Source organism: Leeuwenhoekiella sp. ZYFB001, from assembly GCF_011784865.1.
GTDB classification, from domain to species: Bacteria; Bacteroidota; Bacteroidia; order Flavobacteriales; family Flavobacteriaceae; genus Leeuwenhoekiella; species Leeuwenhoekiella palythoae.
The window spans coordinates 1,376,259-1,396,141 of record NZ_CP050460.1 but is presented as its reverse complement, the minus strand read 5'-3'; the positions used below and the strand labels follow the sequence as shown (position 1 = coordinate 1,396,141).

The window sequence follows — 19,883 nt, the reverse complement described above, 5'->3', positions numbered from 1 at the left end:
CAACAGGCATAAAGTAGTTGAAGTCTTTATTAGCACCACCAAAGGATTTAATATTCTGAGGCTTGCCTGAAAATTGAAAAATTGTTTCCTAAAAGTGGTTTGGGCTTTTACCCCAAGAATTATTTACTTGAAACTTCTTTTATGAAACAAAAGCTACTTCTTTTTCTACTCACCCTAAGCACTTTTACCGGAACTGCACAAATCACCGGTTTGGTTAGCAATACCGATGGCGAACCACTTCCTTATGTAAATATTTACCAGAAAAATGCAGCTACCGGTACAACTTCTAATGGCGACGGCAATTATGAACTCGCTATAGCAAAGCCCGGGAATTACACTATCGTTTTTCAGTTTTTAGGATTTCAGACTAAAGAGGTTGAAGTTAGCATAACCTCTTTTCCGTTTGAGCTGAATGTCACCTTGCAGGAAGAAACCACCTCACTAGATGAAGTCTTTGTGGATGCTACCGGCAATCCTGCCAATAGGATCATTCAAGCTGTACTTGACCAAAAGCCGGTAATTGTAGATAAACAGAAAGCATATACGGCAGATTTCTATTCCAGAGGTTTATGGCGCGTAGAAAATGCACCTGAAAAATTCTTAGGTCAAGAAATTGGAGATCTTGGCGGCGGACTGGACTCAACCCGCACGGGTATTGTTTATCTCAGCGAAACCATCTCAAAAATCGCTTATCAAGCTCCAGATGATTTTGATGAAACCATCACCGCAAGCAAAGTAAGCGGAAATGACAACGGTTTTAGTTTTAACAGCGCTCAAGAAGCTGATTATTCCTTTTATGAAAATACGTTAGAGATCAATACGCAACTCATTTCACCACTGGCTGACAATGCCTTTAATTATTACAACTATAAACTTCTAGGCGCATTTAGAGAAGGTAATAAACTCATCAACAAAATTGCCGTTAGCCCAAAACGAGAGAACGATCGAGTATTTTCTGGCGTGATTTATATTGTAGAAGATGACTGGCAACTTTATGGAGCAGAACTCACAACTACAGGTAAAGCCATTCAGGTGCCTTTTGTAGAATCTTTGGTGTTTAAACACAATTTTAAATACGATTCCCAAACCGATTTATGGGTGAAGATTTCGCAAAACATTGAATTCAGCTTTAAACTTCTGGGTTTTGGCGGAAATGGTCGCTTTACTGCTGTTTATAGTAATTATGATTTTGAGCCGCAATTTGAGCGTTCTTCTTTTTCTAATGAAGTGTTGCGTTTTGAGCCCGAAGCCAATAAGAAAGACAGTTTATTCTGGCAACAAATACGACCGGTACCGCTGACCCTTGAAGAGCGTGCAGATTATCAACTTAAAGATAGTATTCAAGAAAAACGTAATTCGAAACCCTATAAAGATTCCGTAGATGCAGTATCTAATACCTTTGGGATTTTAGATCCTCTATTAGGTTATAGCTATACCAATAGTTTTGAGCGCTGGCGCATAGGTTACAGCGGGCCCGCTTCTACGCTTAATTTCAATACCGTTCAAGGTTTTAATGCAACAGCAGGTTTATTTTATAATACTTGGACCGAAGAATATAATCAAGCTACCTATGCCAGTCTTGATGCAAATTATGGTCTTGACGATGATCGTCTGCGTTTTACAGGAAATATTGCAAAGCGTTTTAATAAAATTAATAAACGCACGCTGGGTATAACGGGTGGAACAAAGGTGCAACAGTTTAACGCGCAAGAGCCCATTTCTAAATTGGTAAATAGCATTTCTACCCTCTTCTGGGAACGCAATTATATGAAGCTTTATGAACTCGATTTTGCTCGAGTTTACTATAGTGAAGAGCTTTTTAATGGCTTCCAATTCTACGCCAACGCTGCATACGAAAAACGTAGTCCGCTTTTTAATACCACAGATCAAGTTTGGATTAAAAATTCGGTGGACTATACATCAAACAATCCGTTAGTGCCACTAGATTTTGACACAGATGCAATTGTGCCACACGAGTTGGCTAAATTTAATGCCAGAGCGGTCATTCATTTTGATCAAAAATATATGAGTTATCCTGACGGAAAATTCAATGTGAGCGAGTCAAAATACCCTACGCTAACCCTAAATTTTGAGCAAGCTTTTGCAGCATCAGATTCCGGTTTTAATTTTACTCAGATTGCTGCGCAGTTCAAGCAAGAATTAGACATCGGCAACAAGGGAAATTTAGGTTATACGTTGCGCGGCGGAACCTTTTTAAATGGCGATGACATTAGTTTTGTTGACTATCAACATTTTCAAGGAAATCAAACACGAATACAAATGCAAGGGAGACACTTAAATGGTTTTAACCTGCTCCCCTATTACGGTTTTAGTACTAACAACAGCTATTTTGAAGGACACGCTGAGCATAACTTTAAAGGTTTTATTTTGGGCAAAATTCCCGGAATACGTAGTTTAAATGCTAATTTGATTCTTGGTGCGCATTCCTTAATTACCCAAGAGCAAAAACCGTATTATGAATTTTCAGCAGGGATTGGTAATCTAGGTTTTGGTAAATTCAAATTTTTACGAGTAGATTATGTGCGTTCAATTAATGGCCCCAATCAAGACGGAGCGTTCGTCTTCGGCCTAAGCTTTTAAAACCAAATTTTAAAATTATGAGCAAGGGTTTACTACTATTTTTTTCTACAATGCTACTCGTGAGCTGCGTCAAAGACAAAAGTATCGCTGTAACTCAGATAGATGGCTTTCCTCCTGACATTATGGGGTGTAGTTGCTATTATGCGGTAGATGAAGCACATTTTCAAAAACAACAATTTATTTATATTGATAGTTATGAAACTCCTCCTGCTTACATCAGTATTAATGATTCTTTAATTGCTGTTGATCCAAAAAATAAACAAAAATCTGAATATACCTTAGACCTTGAAATTGAGGAAGAAATTCAACTAGATCAAGAGCGCTACCATAGGGAAGGATCTCTTAAAATAACTGACAAAAATGGAGCAGTTTACAGTACTTCAATTTATGGGGAATGCGGTTGCTAAACGAACTTATTTATGGATGAAAAACTACCACAACCCGAAGTTTGGCTAAGAGGTCCTCTTGAAGATCTGCCTGTACTATTACAGCCTGCAGCATTTGCTCTAATGCAAACCAAAGAAGAATTACCGTTTTGGTTGAAAGATTTCCCTAAAGAAAAATTATGGATCAAACCGGCAGGAAGAGCTTCAGTAGGATTTCATCTCAAGCATTTAAGCGGCGTCTTAGATAGAATGCTTACGTATGCCAAAGAAGAACCCTTATCTTCTAAACAATTTGCGTACCTCAAGGCAGAGGAAGCGATTGAAACTAATCTCTCTGTTGAACAACTAATAAAGTTTTTTACTGCAAAGGTTGAAGAAGCCCTTACTTATTTTAAAACTTTAGAAGAGCACCAGCTAACGGAGACTCGATCTGTAGGAAGAAAAAAATTACCATCCACTTTAATCGGATTATTATTTCACGCTGCTGAACACAGTCAGCGGCATTTAGGTCAGCTTATCGCAACGGCAAGTTTTGTAAAAATGCTTTAGTTTCCGTTAGAAACAATTTTATTTTTCAAAGCGTATAGAACCAGACCTATTCTACTGCGCACCTCAAGCTTTTTAAAGAGCGTGTCTCTGTAATTGTCTATAGTTTTAGGACTTAAGCACATTTCGCTCGCAATTTCCTTATAGGTTTTATCAGAACAGGCAAGCTCCATAAACTCTAATTCTCTACTTGAAAAATTTTCGAGGAGCGTATCTTGTTCTTTCTTAGAAACACCTTTAAGTAAAGCGGTAGTTACATTATCAGTGTAGTAGTGACCGCGTTCTATCACTTGGTTGAGCGCAAGATTAAGTGTTTCTGGGTGAATATCTTTCAGCAAATAGCCTTTGCTTCCTGCTTTTAGCATTTTAATGATAGTTTCTTCATCATCATCCATAGAAAGCGTTATGGTTTTAATTTCCGGTTTGTGTTCATTCAGCCAGGAAATAGTCTCAAAACCATTCATTATAGGCATATTAATGTCTAAGAGTAGAATATCAGGTTCTTTATCGCAGGTACTAAGTTTATTAATCAAGTCGTTACCGTTACGTGCCATAAAAGCCACCTCAAAACCATTAAAACTATTGATGAGCCCTTGTAGGGATTGTGCAAAAAGAACGTGATCATCAACGACTCCTACAACATGGTTTTTCATGGAAATAGTAAAATTTGTGGTTAGTTTTAAGTGCGTTAAAGGTAATTATAATTACTAAATTAAACCTTTATGTATTTGATTTTAAGACGTGTACCCTTGTTTTTAGTTGAATTAAGCTCAAACTCTGCTCTGATCATTTGTGCCCGAGTATGCATATTTAGTAGCCCAGAACCCTGAGATGTTACACTTTGATCAAAGCCAATCCCATCATCTTGGGCTAAAATTTCTAAGAAATCATCCTTAAAGAGCATCATAACCTCTAGAGAAGAGGCTTTTGCGTGCTTGATCACATTACTGAGAAATTCTTGCACGATCCTAAATAAAATGATGGTATCATCTTTAGGTATTGAAAATGGCGCTCCTTGAATAGTAAATGCTGTATTTAAAAATTTAAGTCGTTCTAGGCGGTTAAGTTCATTTTTAATACTCTCTTGAAGACCGATATGTGTAATAATATCGTTGTTCAGGTTTTTAGATAAGGCCCTTATCTCACTTAAAGATTTGCCTAACAGTTTTGTAATTTCGATAAGCTCTGGTTCTTTTTCTAAATGGTTATTTGCGCCAAAGATCTTCAACTCCAAATTAGCTACGGAAATTAGCTGACCAATATTATCGTGCAATTCGCGCCCCACATTCTTTAAGGTTTCCTCTTGAATTTCGACCTGAGTACGCGCAACTTCCTCCTGATATCTTAAAATAGCTTCATTACGCTGATTGATAAACTTGATCTTGCGCTTTTGAAATACTGAAAAAAGAATAATGATGATCATCAAAAAGGCAAGAAGCACTAAAGAACATACTATAATAAGTAGTTCAAAAGAGCCTAAAATGTTATCATCAAAAGACATACAAGAAGCAAGTTAGCTTTTTTTTGCTATTGGATGCTCCATTTGATAGCGATCAGATTTTATAAACGCAATTGCGATGCAACAATATTGAATACAATTAATGAGAAAGAGAACCACACTCAGAATAACCGGATTTTCTTGTAAAAAGAACATTAAGGTAATGTAAAAAGGCAAATAGGTCACACAATAGGTCAAGATACCAAAACTCATCCAGAAATATGGTGATTGCGTGATATTAAGTACAACTTCTCTAGTGAGCATTTCGATGAAATAAAAAGCTACAGCTATTATGAGTAACAGTGTGCCTAAAGAAAAGGTGATGGACAGGTAATTATCAGTTATAGAGCCTATGGTCAACGCTTCGCCAAACCAAAACACGATATACATTAAAAAGAAAAACTTAAGTATTCGCGCTTTTACGGTCGAAACAATTAGCGAATGAAACCAAGCTAAAAAAAAGGAAAAATGAATTAAAATATAGATATTATATAAAAAGGTATTGGGGATGTTCAATACTTCATATGAAATACCCGCTAAAAACTCATTGGCCACCACATAGATCAAAAAGTAAAAGACATATTTAAAGTAAAAATCTTTAAATTCTTTATACTTTATAATACCTATGATCAGAGCAATAAGTTCTAAGTATTGAGAATACGAACTCAAATCTTCCATTAAACCTGTTTTCTATTGGTACGTGCCTGGAGGTGGTTTTCTTAAATGTCCCATATTTAATGGAGGGACTTCAAGATCCTCTTCTTCCTCTTGAAAATTAATACTAAAAACAGCCGCTTCATTAGAAGCTGCTTTATATCCGGTTGGGACAATAAATAAAGTTGAGTATCCGGAAACTTCAGCATTGTGGTAATCCTTAGGATAGGCACCATAATACACGCGTAAGCCGTTTACATTATATCCTTTTTCCTTCGCTACACTTTTTGCATAAGCGATATAGGCTTCTAGATCATCTACAGACCACCAACTTGATCGACTATCAGGCATACCAATAGCTTTGTTTATGGCGTCCGCACGAGTTTCGGTAAATGTGCGATCTAAAATCTTTGCTTCTTCTATTGAAATAACTCCTTTAGGAGGTTTTGCAGTATTGTATTGTTCTGTACAACCTAAAAATAATACGGTTACAAAACCGCATATAAAAACTTTAAAACACCTCATAATAGTATTGATTTTGTGATTCACAGTCTAAAGTACTGCATTTGCTAACAAATGGATTATCAGCAAGTTAAATAGGGGGAAATTCCCCGTAGCGTAAAGGGAATAAGCTGAATTAAAAAAGGGTCAATGACGCAATGGCTTTCGGGATTTTAACCACTGAATATCAATTATTTATCTATTTAAATTTGAATAACAAAAAATCTAAATTCTCCAACCCATGCTCTATGAATCCCTCGAAATATTACGAGAGCAAGTCGAAATCTATTTAGAAGAAATGGATTTAGGCACCAATCTGGTGACTTTAGATTCTATTGCGCATTTTATTGATAAACCCAATAGAGATAACCAACCTTTAGATAATAAAGTAGTTGTCTCGCTGCTGAATCTTCAAGAAGAGGTGACGCTCAAAAATCAGCGTAACTATACGGTTCAATCCGGCAAACCTGTATATAAAAATACTCCGGTATTTGTAAATGCATACATTCTGTTTACGTGCAACCGTCTGGAGTATGCGTTTTCCTTACGGTCTCTTGCGGCAATACTTCAGTTTTTTCAAGGGAAAAATAGTTTCAATCATAAAAACACATTGTTTTCCAGAAATACGCAAGTAATGCAAGCTGTAAAAGAATTTCAATTCACGGTTGAGCTTTACACACCTTCTTTTGAAGAACTCAATTACATCTGGAGTATGCATGGCGGTAAGGCTTATCCTGCGGCTATCTATAAACTCAATATTTTGAGCATAGAGCGTGAACATATTTTAGACGAAGGCGCTTTACTCACACAGGTTAATACCAATTTTAAACACCTAACATCGTGAGTACCATTACCACATATCGTCCTTTATTTCAACTGGATATTTTCCATAAGTTTTTCTTAGATGACGGACTCACTCCTTTTGACACCAATGAAACAGTTCTTGAAAAACAACTTCAAAAATATAACTGGAATTCCTTCGGAAAAATAGTTCCTACTGTTGAGACAAAAGTAAACCTACAGAATCACAGAATGTTGCTCAAACCAAATCCTCTAGGCTTTGTGGTTTTGATTGAAGCTGAACTTTTTAATGATACTGCTCCTAATTACACACCATTAATTGCTTTAGATCAAGACCTAAAGCTTGAGTTTTATATTCAGCTTTTAGACCCGCAATTTTATAATTACACAGACCTTGATCCAGCTTTTGACCGTCCGCTTTTCCTAAGTAATCATGCCACGATTTACAACGCTGTTTCACCCGTTTATTTGGCTAGACACAATGAAGAATCAAACGCTAAAAATCATTCGGTCTCCGAAGCTTTTAAAGACTTTCTCGTTAAGAAATATAGTGACCTTCAAACCGAAAAACCTTTTATAATCTCCTTAAAAATGCGTGATGCGGGTTCGGGCTTGAATCTGGTTTTATTAAATGGAACACTTCCACAGCATACACCGCATTTTAAAATTGTATTTCATAATCGTAAAACAATTTGGCGCTATTATTCAGGAGCAACAAAAGATCTGATATACACCACAGAACCTGAAGAAAAACCTCTAGTACAGCACGGGATTGTCCCCATAAGCAATGCGGGTACTGACTACCCTACTCCTACTCCATACAGAATTTATCAAGACCGTGATACAGACGGTTCGCTCATCAAAACATATTCTAACATTTATATTAATTAAACACGTTCTATTATGGCATCATCGTATAAAACGCCCGGAGTATATGTAGAAGAAATATCAGTATTTCCTCCTTCGGTAGCGCAGGTTGAGACCGCTATTCCCGCATTTATAGGGTATACTAATAAAGTTTCTCATAAAATCGAACAAGATTTGCTTTTGACACCTAAGAAAATAGGCTCTATGTTAGAGTTTGTTTCCCTTTATGGAGGTGCACCCGAAGCAAATATTAACGATATTCAGTTAACAGCATCAAAATCAGTTGCTTCTTTTACTATTGAAGACACGTATTATTTATATGATGCGTTGAGACTTTTCTATGCAAATGGTGGCGGTGATTGCTACATAGTAAGTGTAGGTAAATGCGGTGAAGATAGTATTGCATTAACAGCCTTAGAAAACGGTTTAGCCAAAATCGCAAAAGTAGATGAACCTACCATTTTAGTTTCTCCCGATGCCTGTTTATTAGATCAAGCTGATCTAGACTCCTTTAATCAGGGATTATTAAAACAGTGTGGAAAATTAGGCGATCGCTTTGCCCTATTAGGTATTAAAAATGATAACGAAGATCTCGAGGTAGATATAAATGCTTTTAGAAATGGCGTGGGTATGAACAGCTTAAAATATGGAGCAGCCTACACGCCTTGGTTAAAAGCAAATTTGCCGCGAACGGTGCATTATAAAAGTTTAAAAGGTAAAATAAGCTTGGGAGGCGTATCGGTTACTCTAGCTGACCTGATTCAGGATGCAGAAGCCAAAAGTCTTGCTAATCAACTTGATGAACTGATAGATGACAGCGCACTCGTAACAGATAAGCTGAATGGCCTTGCCGACTCTAGTTCGTCGGTTGATAATCAGTATCAAGAGTTGCTTACTACGGTCACAACAACTTCATCCATTGGAAACCTTGTTAGTCTCCTTCAATTTTATGCCGATGCAATTGATTTTATACGAGATATTGTTGAAGTGGGAACCGATAATTATAAATTGAAACACACTTCAGCAACGGCTCCTGGCCAAGCCTTACAACCGCATTTAAATTCGGTATTTAATACAAGTTTGACTAGTGGCAGTATACATTCCATCACAGAGACGATTTCAGACATTCTTGCTGATTTTAATGCTGAATATGATCCTGACCGTACTGTAACTTCTACCACTGGTGTAGATTATAGTAGTGGCGGAACCGGAACCTATTTCCAAGGAGGTGAAACACAAGCTTTTTATATAGCAGAACTATTACCCACTGTGAGTAGTTTCTATACTGAAATCAAATCGGCATTAGACTATATCAGCAGCACTACGGCAAATTATTTAAGCTCCTACGAAACGGCCGCAACCGAAATGATTCCGGCTCTAAAATCAATTAAAAATGCGATTGCAGGAGAATACATCGTGCTACCACCAAGTGCAGCAATTGCAGGAGTTTATGCACGAACAGATGCTAACCGCGGTGTATGGAAAGCTCCAGCCAACACTTCTTTAAATAGTGTTGTGGGTGTGACACACCTTATAGATCACGACGATCAGCAAGGCTTGAATGTTGATACCGTTGCAGGAAAATCTATAAATGCTATTAGACCCTTCACCGGAAAAGGCATTATGGTTTGGGGCGCACGTACCCTTGCTGGTAATGACAACGAATGGCGCTATGTTCCTGTACGTCGCTTTTTTAATATGGTTGAAGAGTCGGTTAAAAAAGCAACTGAACAGTTTGTTTTTGAAAGTAACGATGCCAACACTTGGGTAAAAGTACGCGCAATGATCGAAAACTTTTTAAATCTTCAATGGCGTGCCGGAGCACTAGCCGGAGCAAAACCTAACGACGCTTTTTATGTGCGTGTAGGGCTTGGAGAAACGATGACTGCTGAAGATATCTTAAATGGTATTATGGCGATCGAAATTGGTATGGCAGTAGTACGACCTGCAGAATTCATCATCCTTAAATTCTCTCATAAAATGCAGGAATCATAAAAAACAATCATCTAATCCTAGTAATTAAAAATCATAAATATGGCAGCAATATATCCATTAGCAAAATTTCATTTCCTCGTTGATTGGGGCGGAACGAATGTAGGTTTCACAGAAGTCTCCGGTCTTGATGTGGAAATTGAACCTATAGAATACAGACACGGAGCAAGCCCGGAATACAGTAAAACCAAAATGCCGGGAATGCAGAAATACAGCAACATCACGATGAAACGTGGTACCTTCTTAGCAGACAATGAATACTTCACTTGGTGGAATAGTGTAAAACTCAACACCATAGAACGTCGCGACATTACCATAAGTCTCTTAAATGAAGAGCATGCTCCTGTTGTAGTTTGGAAAGTAAAAAATGCCTTTCCTATAAAAGTACAGTCAACAGATTTGAAATCTGATGCCAATGAAGTGGCTATAGAATCTATCGAGATTGTGCACGAAGGTCTAGAAATTCAAAATGGTGCATAATGGCAAACTACTATCCACCGGTTGGTTTTCACTTTAAGGTTGAATTTGGTGCGGTTTCTCCTGAAATCGATCATCAGTTTCAATCTGTGAGCGGACTTTCAGTAGATATAGAAACGGAAGAATATGCCGAAGGTGGAGAAAATAGGTTTAAGCACAAATTACCCGTTCGGACCAAGTTTCCTAATCTGGTCCTCAAACGCGGACTCGTAGGCGATTCAAAACTTATTAAATGGTGCAAGGACGCTGTAGAAAATTTTGATTTCAGTCCTACAGATGTAACGATCAAACTTTTGAATAATGAACACGAACCTCTGGTGACCTGGAATGTAGTTCACGCGTATCCCGTAAAATGGTCGGTTTCAGATTTTAATGCAGAGCAGAACAGCATCGCTATAGAAACCATAGAACTAGCGTATAACTATTTTAAATCTTGATTATGCCCATTGAAATTAAAGAATTGCATATCAAAATAAATGTTAGCGATAATGCCAACTCTACCGCTGCGACTTCGACAACCTCTTCTGCTAAAAAAGAAAAACTCATCGAAGCATGCATAGAACAAGTTATGCGTATTCAAGAACGAAAAAACGAACGATAAATGGCCTTAGGAGAACTTTTTAAATTGAAGATCACCGCTTTTCGCGATATAAAATATAGCGAGAAAGTAGCTGATGGAGTTTTTACATCTCTGCTTAATCCAGAAAAATACACGCTGGCGTACAAGATTGAATATAATGATGATCAGGCTGCAGGGTCTAGTGGCAATGATCCCAGATTTGAAAAAATACCTCCCAAAGATCTAGATCTTGAATTCTTGTTTGATCGTACAGGCATAATTGCTCACAATCAAAATCACGATAAAGACGCCGGAGTGGTCGATGATATTCAGCAATTTAAAGAAGTAGCGTTTGAATATTCTGGGGATGAACATCGCCCCTACTATTTAGAAATCCGTTGGGGTAGTCTGCTTTTTAAAGGGATATTAATTGAGATGAATATCGAATATAAACTTTTTAATCCGCAAGGAACTCCGTTACGAGCAGTCATCAAAGCCAAGTTTAAAGAAACGGTAGACCCTGAATTACGTTTGGCAGACGAAAACCGAAATTCACCAGATCTCACGCACATACGTATTGTAGAATCGGGAGATACGCTTCCGTTGATGGCCTTTCGCATTTATGGCGATTCCAAATACTATTTGCAAGTGGCTCAGGCAAACGGGATCACCAATTTTAGAACACTTAAACCCGGTCAGAAGATATTCTTCCCTCCTATTATAGAAAAAACAATTTGATGCATTAGACACATGAATACTGCTACCGCACTAAATACAGGAATAGTTAGCTATAAGCTTTTGATCAATGGCACTGATAAAAGTGCTTCTTTATCAATAAAGTCCATGGTTATTCATCACGAAGTTAATCGTATTCCTTATGCATCGATTATTCTGGTAGATGGTGATGTTTCTACCGGGACTTTTGCGGTTAGCTCTTCAGAAGATTTAATTCCGGGCAGCGAATTAGAAATCCAAGCGGGCTATGAAAATGATAATGTAAGCTTATTTACAGGTAAAGTTATTCGGCATAGTATAAAAATAAGAGAGTCTGTTTCTATGCTTGTTGTTGAGTGTAAACACGAGGCAGTTAAGCTTACCGTTGGCCCTAAAAGCACCTACTTTTATGATAGTTCTGATAGTGATATTATTGAAAGCATTCTTGGTAATGCAGGCATTAATGCATCGGTAGAGCAATCAAATTCTAACCACCCTCAGCTTATTCAATATCAAACTACCGATTGGGACTTTATCGTACTACGCGCTCAAATAAACGGATTTTTATGTTTTCTTGAAGGAAACACTATTGAATTCAAGAAGCCTGATCTTTCTACCGAAGCTGTAATCACGTTAGAATACGGACTTAACATCTATGATTTTGACGGTGAAATAGACGCCCGAAATGCACTGAAAACCATCACTTCCTATAGTTGGAACAGCAATGATCAAGAGGTAAGCGAAAAAGAAGCAAATACATCTAACGCATTAGAATTGGGAAATCTAACCCAAATGGATCTCGCTGAAATAGTAGATCTTGAAAATTTTAAACTCAACCACGGTGGAAGTCTTTCCGAAGAAGAACTTCAGGATTGGGCCGATGCTAAACTGCAACTGCATCAGTTGTCGCTTAATCGGGGCCGTATAAAAATTCAAGGGAATGCTTCGGTAAAACCGGGAATGAACGTAACTCTTAAAGGATTAGGCGATCGTTTTAATGGCAAAGCATACATTACCGCGGTACATCACGAGCTCGCTAACGGAAACTGGTTTACAAATCTTCAATACGGCTTGAGTCCGCAATGGTTTAGTGAAACTTTTGAAGTAAATGCACAACCGGCTTCTGGTATTATTCCGGCAATAAGCGGTTTACAAATTGGCAAAGTCACCCAATTACAGGATGATCCTGAGGGTGCCGAACGTGTTTTGGTCAAGATTCCAATCATCAACAATGCTGAAGAAGGGATTTGGGCACGTATTGCACTGCTAGATGCCGGCCTAGATCGCGGATCCCTATTCCGTCCCGAGATCGATGACGAAGTTATACTAGGATTTATCAATGACGATCCCAACGACGCTGTTATACTCGGCGCTTTACATAGTAGTATTAACACTGCACCAATCGCCGCAGCCGATGAGAATAATGAGAAAGGATTTTTTACGCGTAGCGGAATTCAATTTTTATTCAACGATGAAAAAAAATCAGTTTCCATCACCACACCGGGAGGTCGAAGCATTGTCATTAATGATGATGAAGAAGAAATTCATGTTGATGACAATGGCACTAGTAGTGTCAGCCTCACCAGTGACGGAATCGCTCTAGACAGTAGCGGTGCTATAACTATACAGGCTAAAGGCGACCTCAATCTTGAGGGACAAAACATAAGCATAAAAGCCCTACAAGAATTAAAAGCCGAAGGCGCAGCAGGAGCAGAATTATCAACCTCAGCCATCGCCATTTTAAAAGGATCATTAGTACAAATAAATTAAACCTATGCCACTTGCAGCACGACTTAACGATATGCATACCTGCCCGATGCAAACGCCGGGAACGCCACCTGTTCCGCACGTTGGCGGGCCTATAATTGGTCCAGGAGAGCCTACCGTGCTTATTGAAGGAATGCCGGCAGCTCGCGTTGGGGATAATGCGGTTTGTGTAGGACCTCCTGATGTAATCGCCTCGGGTTCAACAAGTGTTTTAATTGGCGGAATGCCGGCGGCAAGAATGGGAGACTCAACAGCACACGGCGGAACAATTTCTATAGGAGCCCCAACTGTTGATATTGGTGGTTAAAAATAATGACTTATGAAAATTGAAGAATCATTTTTAGGTATTGGATGGAGTTTTCCACCGGAGTTTAATAAAGAAACTAAAAGTATCCAAATGGTTTCTGCTATTGAAGACATCAATCAAAGTCTTCATATTCTTCTGAATACTAAATTGGGAGAACGCATTATGCTTCCTAATTATGGTTCAAGCTTAAGTGATTTTGTTTTTGAAGGACTAAATATGAGCACGCGCACCTACATCGTAGACCGGGTAAAAATGGCCATCCTTTATAACGAAAGACGAATCGAACTGGATAAGATCGATTTTGATCAATCACGTATTCTAGAGGGTGAAGTACTAATGATCGTGCATTACACCGTGCGTTTAACCAATTCGCGTGGCAATATGGTTTATCCCTTTTACATCAATGAAGGAACTGAATTAAAATAATTATGAGTACTAATTGTATCGACTCTTTTTTGAATGCGCTAAGCGGAACATCTCAAGAAGATAGAGCTGCCACAGCTCCTAATCCTGCTTCAGTTCAACTGAATGACTTGTCTTGGGAGGATTATATGCAATTGGCTTACAATTTTGCCAAAGAGGTTAAGTACTTCGGTACTCGTAATCCGGAACAAGCTATAGGTGATTGGCAAACCTTTTTTATTTCTGGCGATGCTAAGACGCTTCAAAATTACTTAGAGCAAGGTGAAAAGGAACATACCATTACACCGCACTTAGCCCTGTTTATTTCTTTTTTAAGATTATTAGAACATTCTAAAAATCGGTTTAATACGATCACTACTAGACATCTGGATTTTTACTATTCTGAAGTTTTAAAGATCGCCAGGAAACCCGCTCAAAACGATCAGGTTCATTTACTATTTGAACTCGCTAAAAATATAGAATCCTATGCATTACCTGAGGCTACCCAAGCCGTTGCAGGAAAAGACGAGCACAATAAGCCACTTCTTTACGCAACTGAGCAAACCACAGTCATAAACAAGACTCAGCTCGCTAATATTAGAAGCATTTATAAAGATCCTATAACTAAAGTACTCAAGGCAACCCATAAAACCAATACGCTAGATGGTATAGATCAAGAACTCAAAGAAGAAAAATTTTGGATGCCCTTCGGCTATCCTAAAATATTTAAAAACCGTCCTGAATTACCCAATGCTACTCTCGGTTTTGCTGTGGCTGCCACCGTACTGAACATGGAATCCGGACTACGTCAAGTGCGTATTTCAGCCTTCTTTAAAGAAAGTAAAAAGCTTAATAGTGAGGAGTTGATTAATTTACTCGAAGTTTTTGTCACCTGTGAAAAAGGCTGGATCGGTCCAATTAGATTACAAGAAAAAGGAAGTTATCCGGGCTTTGAAACCTCATCAGAATCTGGTATTATCAATTTTGCTTTTAGTTTAGAAGCCTCGGAAAAAGCAATTATTGGCTTTGATGATGCAATTCATACTGGAAATTTTAAAATTGGAATTCCGGTAGTGAAACTGCAGTTAACCCTAAATTCTACAGAATCTTATGATCTGGCCCAATCGCTTAGTGAATTAACTTTAGATGATGTCGAAATTGCCGTGGCGGTTGATGGACTCACAACGCTTGATTTAAGTAATGACATCGGGAATTTAAGCGCATCAAAACCGTTTTATCCTTTTGGGCCTAGACCATTTGAAAAGTCCCGTTTTAAAATAAAATGCTCTGAACTTACAACCAAGAATTGGCTTCAAATAAACCTTAGGCTTAACTGGCTTAATTTACCTCAAAGCTTTAGAGATCATTATTTAGGATACCGAAGCGGCACCATCAATTCTACGCGCGCTTTTGTAGAAAGTATTTATAAGATTGGCAGTAAAACCGAAGTTACAGAGTTAGCTAAACTTCCCAAAACTTGGAATTCTGATCTCGATAATCTCATTGTTGAGAGTAACGACCATTTTTCTGTACAGATTACTATAGCAGATGAGAACAGACTTTTTATCACTTCTCAATCTAAAGATGCGCATCCGTTATTTACTGATAACGCATCCCAAACCGATATCAACATTAAAAGTTTAAGTGAAAACGGAATTCAATCTGGCGCACATCCTATTGAACTTACTTTAAATACAAGTTTTTATCATACACTCTATCCTAAACTTTACGCACTGGCTTTGGCCGCTCAAGATCCAGAAGTAATTATTCCTAACGAGCCTTACACCCCACTTCTGGAATCGTTAGAACTCAGTTATTACGCTACGCAACGGTTAGACCTTACCTCAGATAAGCAAGCAGAAGAAACTGATCAGCAACTAAATTTTTATCAAATTCATCCATATGGCGTTTCAATGGGTACTACGGTGTTTCCTCAATACGAGGAAGGAGGATATCTTTATTTAGCTCTTGAAAATGCCCAGCCCGGAGCGCAGGTAAGCTTTTTGTTTCAGCTTCAAGAGGGAACAGAAAATCCTTTGAAAGAATCGTTTGCAGAACAAGAAAAAATCGAATGGTCAGTTCTTACTGCTTCGGGTTGGCAAGCATTAACCGATCAGGAAATCCTGCGGGAAGAAATAGACAATTTTCTAAAAACAGGAATTATTACATTGGCCTTGCCTGAATCGGCTTCAACCGAGAGTCCTTTAATGCCTAAAGGATTTATTTGGTTACAAGCGCATACTTCTAGAGCCTTTGATGTAGTGTGTAGGTTTATAAATATTCATATTCAGGTTGTAAAAGCTAATTTGGCTTCCTCAAGTATTCAGCATTTAAAAAATGGTTTGCCTGCAGAAAGCATTAGCAAATTAAACACACGTGTTGCTTCCGTTAAAAAAGTAATGCAACCCTATTCTAGCTTCAATGGAAGAACTCAAGAGTCCCAAGCTGATTATTACAGAAGAGTAAGTGAACGCCTACGCCATAAAGATCGCGCATTGAATCTTTGGGATTATGAACATCTGGTGCTACAGAACTTCCCTGAAATTTATAAGGTAAAATGTTTAAACCATACCTGTAAAACTAAATTTAAAGCAGCCGGGCAAGTCACATTAGTGGTCATTCCTAATACGATAAACAAACCCGTTTTTGACCTGTTTGAGCCTAGATGCAGTACTGCCATTTTGAATGAAATTCAAGAATTTTTAATTGAACGAACGTCGTATTTCATCACGCCGCAAATAATCAATCCGCAGTATGAGCCTGTTAGTGTTGCTCTCAAAGTAAAATTTCATAAAGGTTATGACGAGCATCACTATAAAAATGAATTACAAGAAGCTGTAAAAAAATGGCTTTCGCCTTGGGCTTATGAAGAGGTTTCCCTGCTAACATTTGGCGTGTCTATTAATAAAAGTATGCTTATAAGTCATCTTGAACAATTAAGCTATGTAGAATATTTGAGCGATGTGGTTTTAATGCATCAGGCAACACCAAAAAATGAAATCGTCCCCTCTTCTCCAAAAGCTATATTAGTTTCTGCCAAAACACACACTATTGAATTGGCAAAAAGCACATGTAAGTCTAACGAAAATACTGTTCTAGTCTCATGTTAGGTTTACAAGAACACATATCGCTATCAAAAAATACAAGCACTCACGATGATCTTGAATTTGAATTTTTACGCAAAAGCGGAATTGCCTATATAGAATCTCTAAGTAGCAAATTATGGACAGACTATAACAGCCACGATCCCGGGATAACTATTCTCGAAGTGTTATGCTACGCACTTACCGATCTTGGTCAACGCATGAGTCTTCCTATTGAAACGATTATCGCCAGCAAACAAGAAGATAGCATTGATCAGTTTCATAAAGCTTCAGACATTTTAGGCTGTAAGCCGGTAACGCATTTAGATTACAGAAAACTATTTATAGACGTTCCGGGAGTGCGTAATGCCTGGTTAATAAAACATAATAAGAAGCTTTACATCAATACAAAAGATGCCAAAATAAGTTACCGAAGCTTTCTAAAAAATGGTTCTTATGCACATGTAAAGCCTCAAGATGAACATACAACGATACTGAATGGATTATATGATCTCATTATCGATCTTGACGGTACCCGCTCTATAAATAGCCTAAGGCCTGAACTAATGAAGCGCTACCAAGCCAACCGCAACTTATGTGAAGACCTTATTCATATCACTGAGGTTGGAGAACATCCCGTTAAAATTTGCGCCCAACTAGAACTGGAACCTGAAGCTGATGAAAATCTCGTAAAAGCAACTGTATTACAAACGATTGATCAATACCTAACGCCTTCAATACGTCCCAAAACCTTAGCTCAATTGCTTGAATTAGGTCTAGAAACCCACGAGATTTTTAACGGACCGATATTAGAAAACGGTTTTTTAGATAGCAATGAGGTAAAAGCAGCTCAATTAAGAACCGAAGTACGCCAAAGCGATCTTGTAGCAATACTTACTAAAATAGATGGAATTAAATATGTTAAGGCCATAAGTATAGGCGCTTGTTCTGACCAAACACCTCCTCCTGATAATTGGGTTATTTGTATTGAAAACGGTAAAAAACCGGTGCTATGCGATAAAAGTTCGTGGAGCTTTTTTAAAGGTTTTATACCGCTTGTACCTGATGAAAATAAAGTAAAAGCATATCAAACCGCATTTGAAGAACAGGAACTCCTTGTGAGTACTCAAATCAAAAGTGCTTCTCAAGAGTTAGACATACTAAAAGGAAGTTTTACCAACCTTGCCGAAACCAGCAGTATTCAAAACGATCTTCCCGAGATTTATGGTGTAGGCCCTTACGGACTCAAAAGCAATGCTTCTGAAGCTGATAAGGTAAAGGCTAAGCAACTAAAGGCCTATCTATTATTCTTCGATCAGCTTTTGGCTAATTATTTTAAACACCTTAGTATCGTAGGTGATTTACTTTCGGTTGCTGGTGATAAATCTCAAAACTTTTTTGCTCAACCTCTTACAGATATAAAAGGTCTTGAGGAACTTTTAAGGGAACCTCAAAATTATAACGATGAGCAAAAATTAAGCGAACTATTCTATTCATATTATACTGCTAGAAACAGTGAAAAGCGCCACGAAATAATTGACCATTTGTTGTCTCGATTTGCAGAAGATTTTGGTAACTACGCTTTTCTAATGCAAAAGATCTATGGAGATCTTGCAAATGATGCGGTTTTAGATACCAAAGAACGTTTGTTAAAGCAATATGCTGAAAGTAGTTATGCGCGAGGAGCAGCTTTTAACTGGTATCAGCAACCGGAAGCTCAACTTTGGGAAACTGATAATATTTCGGCTTTACAAAAACGGCTCTATCTTCTATTAGGAATTACTGACATCAACCGCAGAAATCTTTCTGAAGATTACGTTGAAATTTATGAGGAAAAAGACGCTGATAACAAACTAGAATATCGCTGGCGTATAAAAGACGGTTCAAAGACCATTTTGTCTTCTGCAACCAAGAATTACGAAAGCCTAGAAGAATTGCACCAAGAGTTAATACTGGTAAAACGCTATGCTACCGACTCTTCTAATTACAAATTCAGAAAAATCAAAAAGAAGAATCCTGAAGATCAGGTTAAATGGTATTTCGTTCTTGTGAATCCAACGATCACCAATACAAAAAGCGAAGATTACATTATCGCCCGTCGTATTGCTCAATTTAACAGTAGAGCTAATGCGCGTAAAGCGAGTAGAGCTGTGCTTAATCTGGTAAAATCCTTTGCAGGAAATGAAGGAATGTATCTAATTGAGCACATACTTCTTCGTCCTGATGTTACTAAAAATACAGCACTAGAACATACGTTTCTACCCATTTGTAAAGAACAGATTGAAGAAGCATGTGAACCGTTAGACCCCTATAGCTTTAGAGTGAGCATTGTACTTCCGGGTTGGACGGAACGCTTTGGCAATATAGACTTTAGACGCTATGTTGAAGATTTGATCTGCAGAGAACTCCCATCACATATTCTTCCAAAAATTTGCTGGATTGGTTATCCAAAAAATTATACCGAGCCTGACGGCAATCCACCTAAAGAAAATGAAATGGTTTTACTTGAAGCTGCGTATAAAATCTGGCTACTTTCTAAGACCAACGCCGGCCAAAAACAAGATGAAACCGCACTTATTTCCCTAAATAAAGTGCTAAGCAGTTTGCACACCATTTACCATCAAGGCAGGCTTTACAGCTGTTCCTCTTCTCCATCAAATACCAATGAGCAAAAAACTAATCAAAAAGTCATTTTGGGGCGTACTCATCTTGGCAAACTTTAAAATAT

The 19,883-nt window shown here is 38.0% G+C and carries 19 protein-coding genes; 15 read left to right on the top strand and 4 right to left on the bottom strand.

What is annotated here, in order from left to right:
- The first annotated feature begins 141 nt into the window (after window positions 1–141).
- Genes HCN54_RS06125 through HCN54_RS06115 form a run of 3 tightly spaced genes read left to right on the top strand, consistent with a single transcriptional unit; the run spans window position 142 to window position 3,536 of the window.
- Window positions 142–2,601 (top strand): DUF5686 and carboxypeptidase regulatory-like domain-containing protein, encoded by a 2,460-nt coding sequence (locus HCN54_RS06125; protein ID WP_167596987.1) that lies wholly within the window; start codon window positions 142–144, stop codon window positions 2,599–2,601.
- 17 nt (window positions 2,602–2,618) lie between these two features.
- Window positions 2,619–3,008: a hypothetical protein gene (locus HCN54_RS06120; RefSeq protein ID WP_167596986.1), complete on the top strand. Its 390-nt coding sequence runs from the start codon at window positions 2,619–2,621 to the stop codon at window positions 3,006–3,008.
- A gap of 12 nt (window positions 3,009–3,020) precedes the next feature.
- Window positions 3,021–3,536, top strand: coding sequence for a DinB family protein (locus HCN54_RS06115; protein WP_167596985.1), 516 nt, complete (start codon window positions 3,021–3,023; stop codon window positions 3,534–3,536).
- Here HCN54_RS06115 and HCN54_RS06110 read toward each other — a convergent pair.
- Genes HCN54_RS06110 through HCN54_RS06095 form a run of 4 tightly spaced genes read right to left on the bottom strand, consistent with a single transcriptional unit; the run spans window position 3,533 to window position 6,210 of the window.
- Window positions 3,533–4,186, bottom strand: coding sequence for a response regulator (locus HCN54_RS06110; protein WP_072982222.1), 654 nt, complete (start codon window positions 4,184–4,186; stop codon window positions 3,533–3,535). The two genes, HCN54_RS06115 and HCN54_RS06110, sit on opposite strands and share 4 nt — an antisense overlap.
- A gap of 59 nt (window positions 4,187–4,245) precedes the next feature.
- Window positions 4,246–5,034, bottom strand: a complete 789-nt coding sequence (locus HCN54_RS06105; RefSeq protein WP_167596984.1) for a sensor histidine kinase — start codon at window positions 5,032–5,034, stop codon at window positions 4,246–4,248.
- 12 nt (window positions 5,035–5,046) lie between these two features.
- Complete coding sequence (locus HCN54_RS06100; RefSeq protein WP_167596983.1) at window positions 5,047–5,709, bottom strand: hypothetical protein; 663 nt, start codon at window positions 5,707–5,709, stop codon at window positions 5,047–5,049.
- 12 nt (window positions 5,710–5,721) lie between these two features.
- Complete coding sequence (locus HCN54_RS06095) at window positions 5,722–6,210, bottom strand: hypothetical protein (RefSeq protein WP_084673104.1); 489 nt, start codon at window positions 6,208–6,210, stop codon at window positions 5,722–5,724.
- Between the two features lie 217 nt (window positions 6,211–6,427).
- Between HCN54_RS06095 and HCN54_RS06090 the strand changes: the two genes are divergently transcribed.
- From HCN54_RS06090 to HCN54_RS06035, 12 genes are read left to right on the top strand one after another with little or no spacing between them, the layout of a single operon-like run.
- Window positions 6,428–7,030, top strand: a complete 603-nt coding sequence (locus HCN54_RS06090; protein ID WP_167596982.1) for a DUF4255 domain-containing protein — start codon at window positions 6,428–6,430, stop codon at window positions 7,028–7,030.
- The gene (locus HCN54_RS06085; protein ID WP_167596981.1) at window positions 7,027–7,878 is read left to right on the top strand and encodes a hypothetical protein; all 852 of its coding nucleotides are present in this window, start codon (window positions 7,027–7,029) and stop codon (window positions 7,876–7,878) included. The genes HCN54_RS06090 and HCN54_RS06085 overlap by 4 nt, the downstream gene beginning before the upstream one ends.
- 12 nt (window positions 7,879–7,890) lie before the next feature.
- Window positions 7,891–9,849: a phage tail sheath family protein gene (locus tag HCN54_RS06080; RefSeq protein WP_167596980.1), complete on the top strand. Its 1,959-nt coding sequence runs from the start codon at window positions 7,891–7,893 to the stop codon at window positions 9,847–9,849.
- A 39-nt stretch (window positions 9,850–9,888) separates the two neighbouring features.
- Window positions 9,889–10,326, top strand: a complete 438-nt coding sequence (locus tag HCN54_RS06075; RefSeq protein ID WP_167596979.1) for a phage tail protein — start codon at window positions 9,889–9,891, stop codon at window positions 10,324–10,326.
- Window positions 10,326–10,760 carry a phage tail protein gene (locus HCN54_RS06070; RefSeq protein WP_167596978.1) on the top strand — a complete coding sequence of 145 codons (435 nt, stop codon included), beginning with the start codon at window positions 10,326–10,328 and terminating at the stop codon, window positions 10,758–10,760. The genes HCN54_RS06075 and HCN54_RS06070 overlap by 1 nt, the downstream gene beginning before the upstream one ends.
- A gap of 2 nt (window positions 10,761–10,762) precedes the next feature.
- Window positions 10,763–10,924, top strand: a complete 162-nt coding sequence (locus HCN54_RS06065; RefSeq protein ID WP_164916923.1) for a DUF5908 family protein — start codon at window positions 10,763–10,765, stop codon at window positions 10,922–10,924.
- On the top strand, window positions 10,925–11,620 hold the full coding sequence (locus tag HCN54_RS06060; RefSeq protein WP_167596977.1) for a CIS tube protein: 696 nt from the start codon (window positions 10,925–10,927) through the stop codon (window positions 11,618–11,620).
- A gap of 12 nt (window positions 11,621–11,632) precedes the next feature.
- Window positions 11,633–13,366: a type VI secretion system tip protein VgrG gene (gene vgrG, locus HCN54_RS06055; protein ID WP_167596976.1), complete on the top strand. Its 1,734-nt coding sequence runs from the start codon at window positions 11,633–11,635 to the stop codon at window positions 13,364–13,366.
- Between the two features lie 4 nt (window positions 13,367–13,370).
- On the top strand, window positions 13,371–13,670 hold the full coding sequence (locus tag HCN54_RS06050; RefSeq protein ID WP_167596975.1) for a PAAR domain-containing protein: 300 nt from the start codon (window positions 13,371–13,373) through the stop codon (window positions 13,668–13,670).
- A gap of 12 nt (window positions 13,671–13,682) precedes the next feature.
- Window positions 13,683–14,096, top strand: coding sequence for a GPW/gp25 family protein (locus HCN54_RS06045; RefSeq protein WP_167596974.1), 414 nt, complete (start codon window positions 13,683–13,685; stop codon window positions 14,094–14,096).
- 2 nt (window positions 14,097–14,098) lie between these two features.
- The gene (locus tag HCN54_RS06040; RefSeq protein WP_167596973.1) at window positions 14,099–17,182 is read left to right on the top strand and encodes a baseplate J/gp47 family protein; all 3,084 of its coding nucleotides are present in this window, start codon (window positions 14,099–14,101) and stop codon (window positions 17,180–17,182) included.
- Window positions 17,176–19,878, top strand: a complete 2,703-nt coding sequence (locus HCN54_RS06035) for a hypothetical protein (protein WP_167596972.1) — start codon at window positions 17,176–17,178, stop codon at window positions 19,876–19,878. Before HCN54_RS06040 ends, HCN54_RS06035 begins: the two co-directional genes overlap by 7 nt.
- Window positions 19,879–19,883: the final 5 nt, after the last annotated feature.

What these genes read in the sequence shown, in the direction of transcription:
- HCN54_RS06125 (WP_167596987.1), top strand. Translation starts at nt 142, where the DNA reads ATGAAACAAAAGCTACTTCTTTTTCTACTCACCCTAAGCACTTTTACC.
- HCN54_RS06120 (WP_167596986.1), top strand. Translation starts at nt 2,619, where the DNA reads ATGAGCAAGGGTTTACTACTATTTTTTTCTACAATGCTACTCGTGAGC.
- HCN54_RS06115 (WP_167596985.1), top strand. Translation starts at nt 3,021, where the DNA reads ATGGATGAAAAACTACCACAACCCGAAGTTTGGCTAAGAGGTCCTCTT.
- HCN54_RS06110 (WP_072982222.1), bottom strand. Translation starts at nt 4,186, where the DNA reads ATGAAAAACCATGTTGTAGGAGTCGTTGATGATCACGTTCTTTTTGCA.
- HCN54_RS06105 (WP_167596984.1), bottom strand. Translation starts at nt 5,034, where the DNA reads ATGTCTTTTGATGATAACATTTTAGGCTCTTTTGAACTACTTATTATA.
- HCN54_RS06100 (WP_167596983.1), bottom strand. Translation starts at nt 5,709, where the DNA reads ATGGAAGATTTGAGTTCGTATTCTCAATACTTAGAACTTATTGCTCTG.
- HCN54_RS06095 (WP_084673104.1), bottom strand. Translation starts at nt 6,210, where the DNA reads ATGAGGTGTTTTAAAGTTTTTATATGCGGTTTTGTAACCGTATTATTT.
- HCN54_RS06090 (WP_167596982.1), top strand. Translation starts at nt 6,428, where the DNA reads ATGCTCTATGAATCCCTCGAAATATTACGAGAGCAAGTCGAAATCTAT.
- HCN54_RS06080 (WP_167596980.1), top strand. Translation starts at nt 7,891, where the DNA reads ATGGCATCATCGTATAAAACGCCCGGAGTATATGTAGAAGAAATATCA.
- HCN54_RS06075 (WP_167596979.1), top strand. Translation starts at nt 9,889, where the DNA reads ATGGCAGCAATATATCCATTAGCAAAATTTCATTTCCTCGTTGATTGG.
- HCN54_RS06070 (WP_167596978.1), top strand. Translation starts at nt 10,326, where the DNA reads ATGGCAAACTACTATCCACCGGTTGGTTTTCACTTTAAGGTTGAATTT.
- HCN54_RS06065 (WP_164916923.1), top strand. Translation starts at nt 10,763, where the DNA reads ATGCCCATTGAAATTAAAGAATTGCATATCAAAATAAATGTTAGCGAT.
- HCN54_RS06060 (WP_167596977.1), top strand. Translation starts at nt 10,925, where the DNA reads ATGGCCTTAGGAGAACTTTTTAAATTGAAGATCACCGCTTTTCGCGAT.
- vgrG (WP_167596976.1), top strand. Translation starts at nt 11,633, where the DNA reads ATGAATACTGCTACCGCACTAAATACAGGAATAGTTAGCTATAAGCTT.
- HCN54_RS06050 (WP_167596975.1), top strand. Translation starts at nt 13,371, where the DNA reads ATGCCACTTGCAGCACGACTTAACGATATGCATACCTGCCCGATGCAA.
- HCN54_RS06045 (WP_167596974.1), top strand. Translation starts at nt 13,683, where the DNA reads ATGAAAATTGAAGAATCATTTTTAGGTATTGGATGGAGTTTTCCACCG.
- HCN54_RS06040 (WP_167596973.1), top strand. Translation starts at nt 14,099, where the DNA reads ATGAGTACTAATTGTATCGACTCTTTTTTGAATGCGCTAAGCGGAACA.
- HCN54_RS06035 (WP_167596972.1), top strand. Translation starts at nt 17,176, where the DNA reads ATGTTAGGTTTACAAGAACACATATCGCTATCAAAAAATACAAGCACT.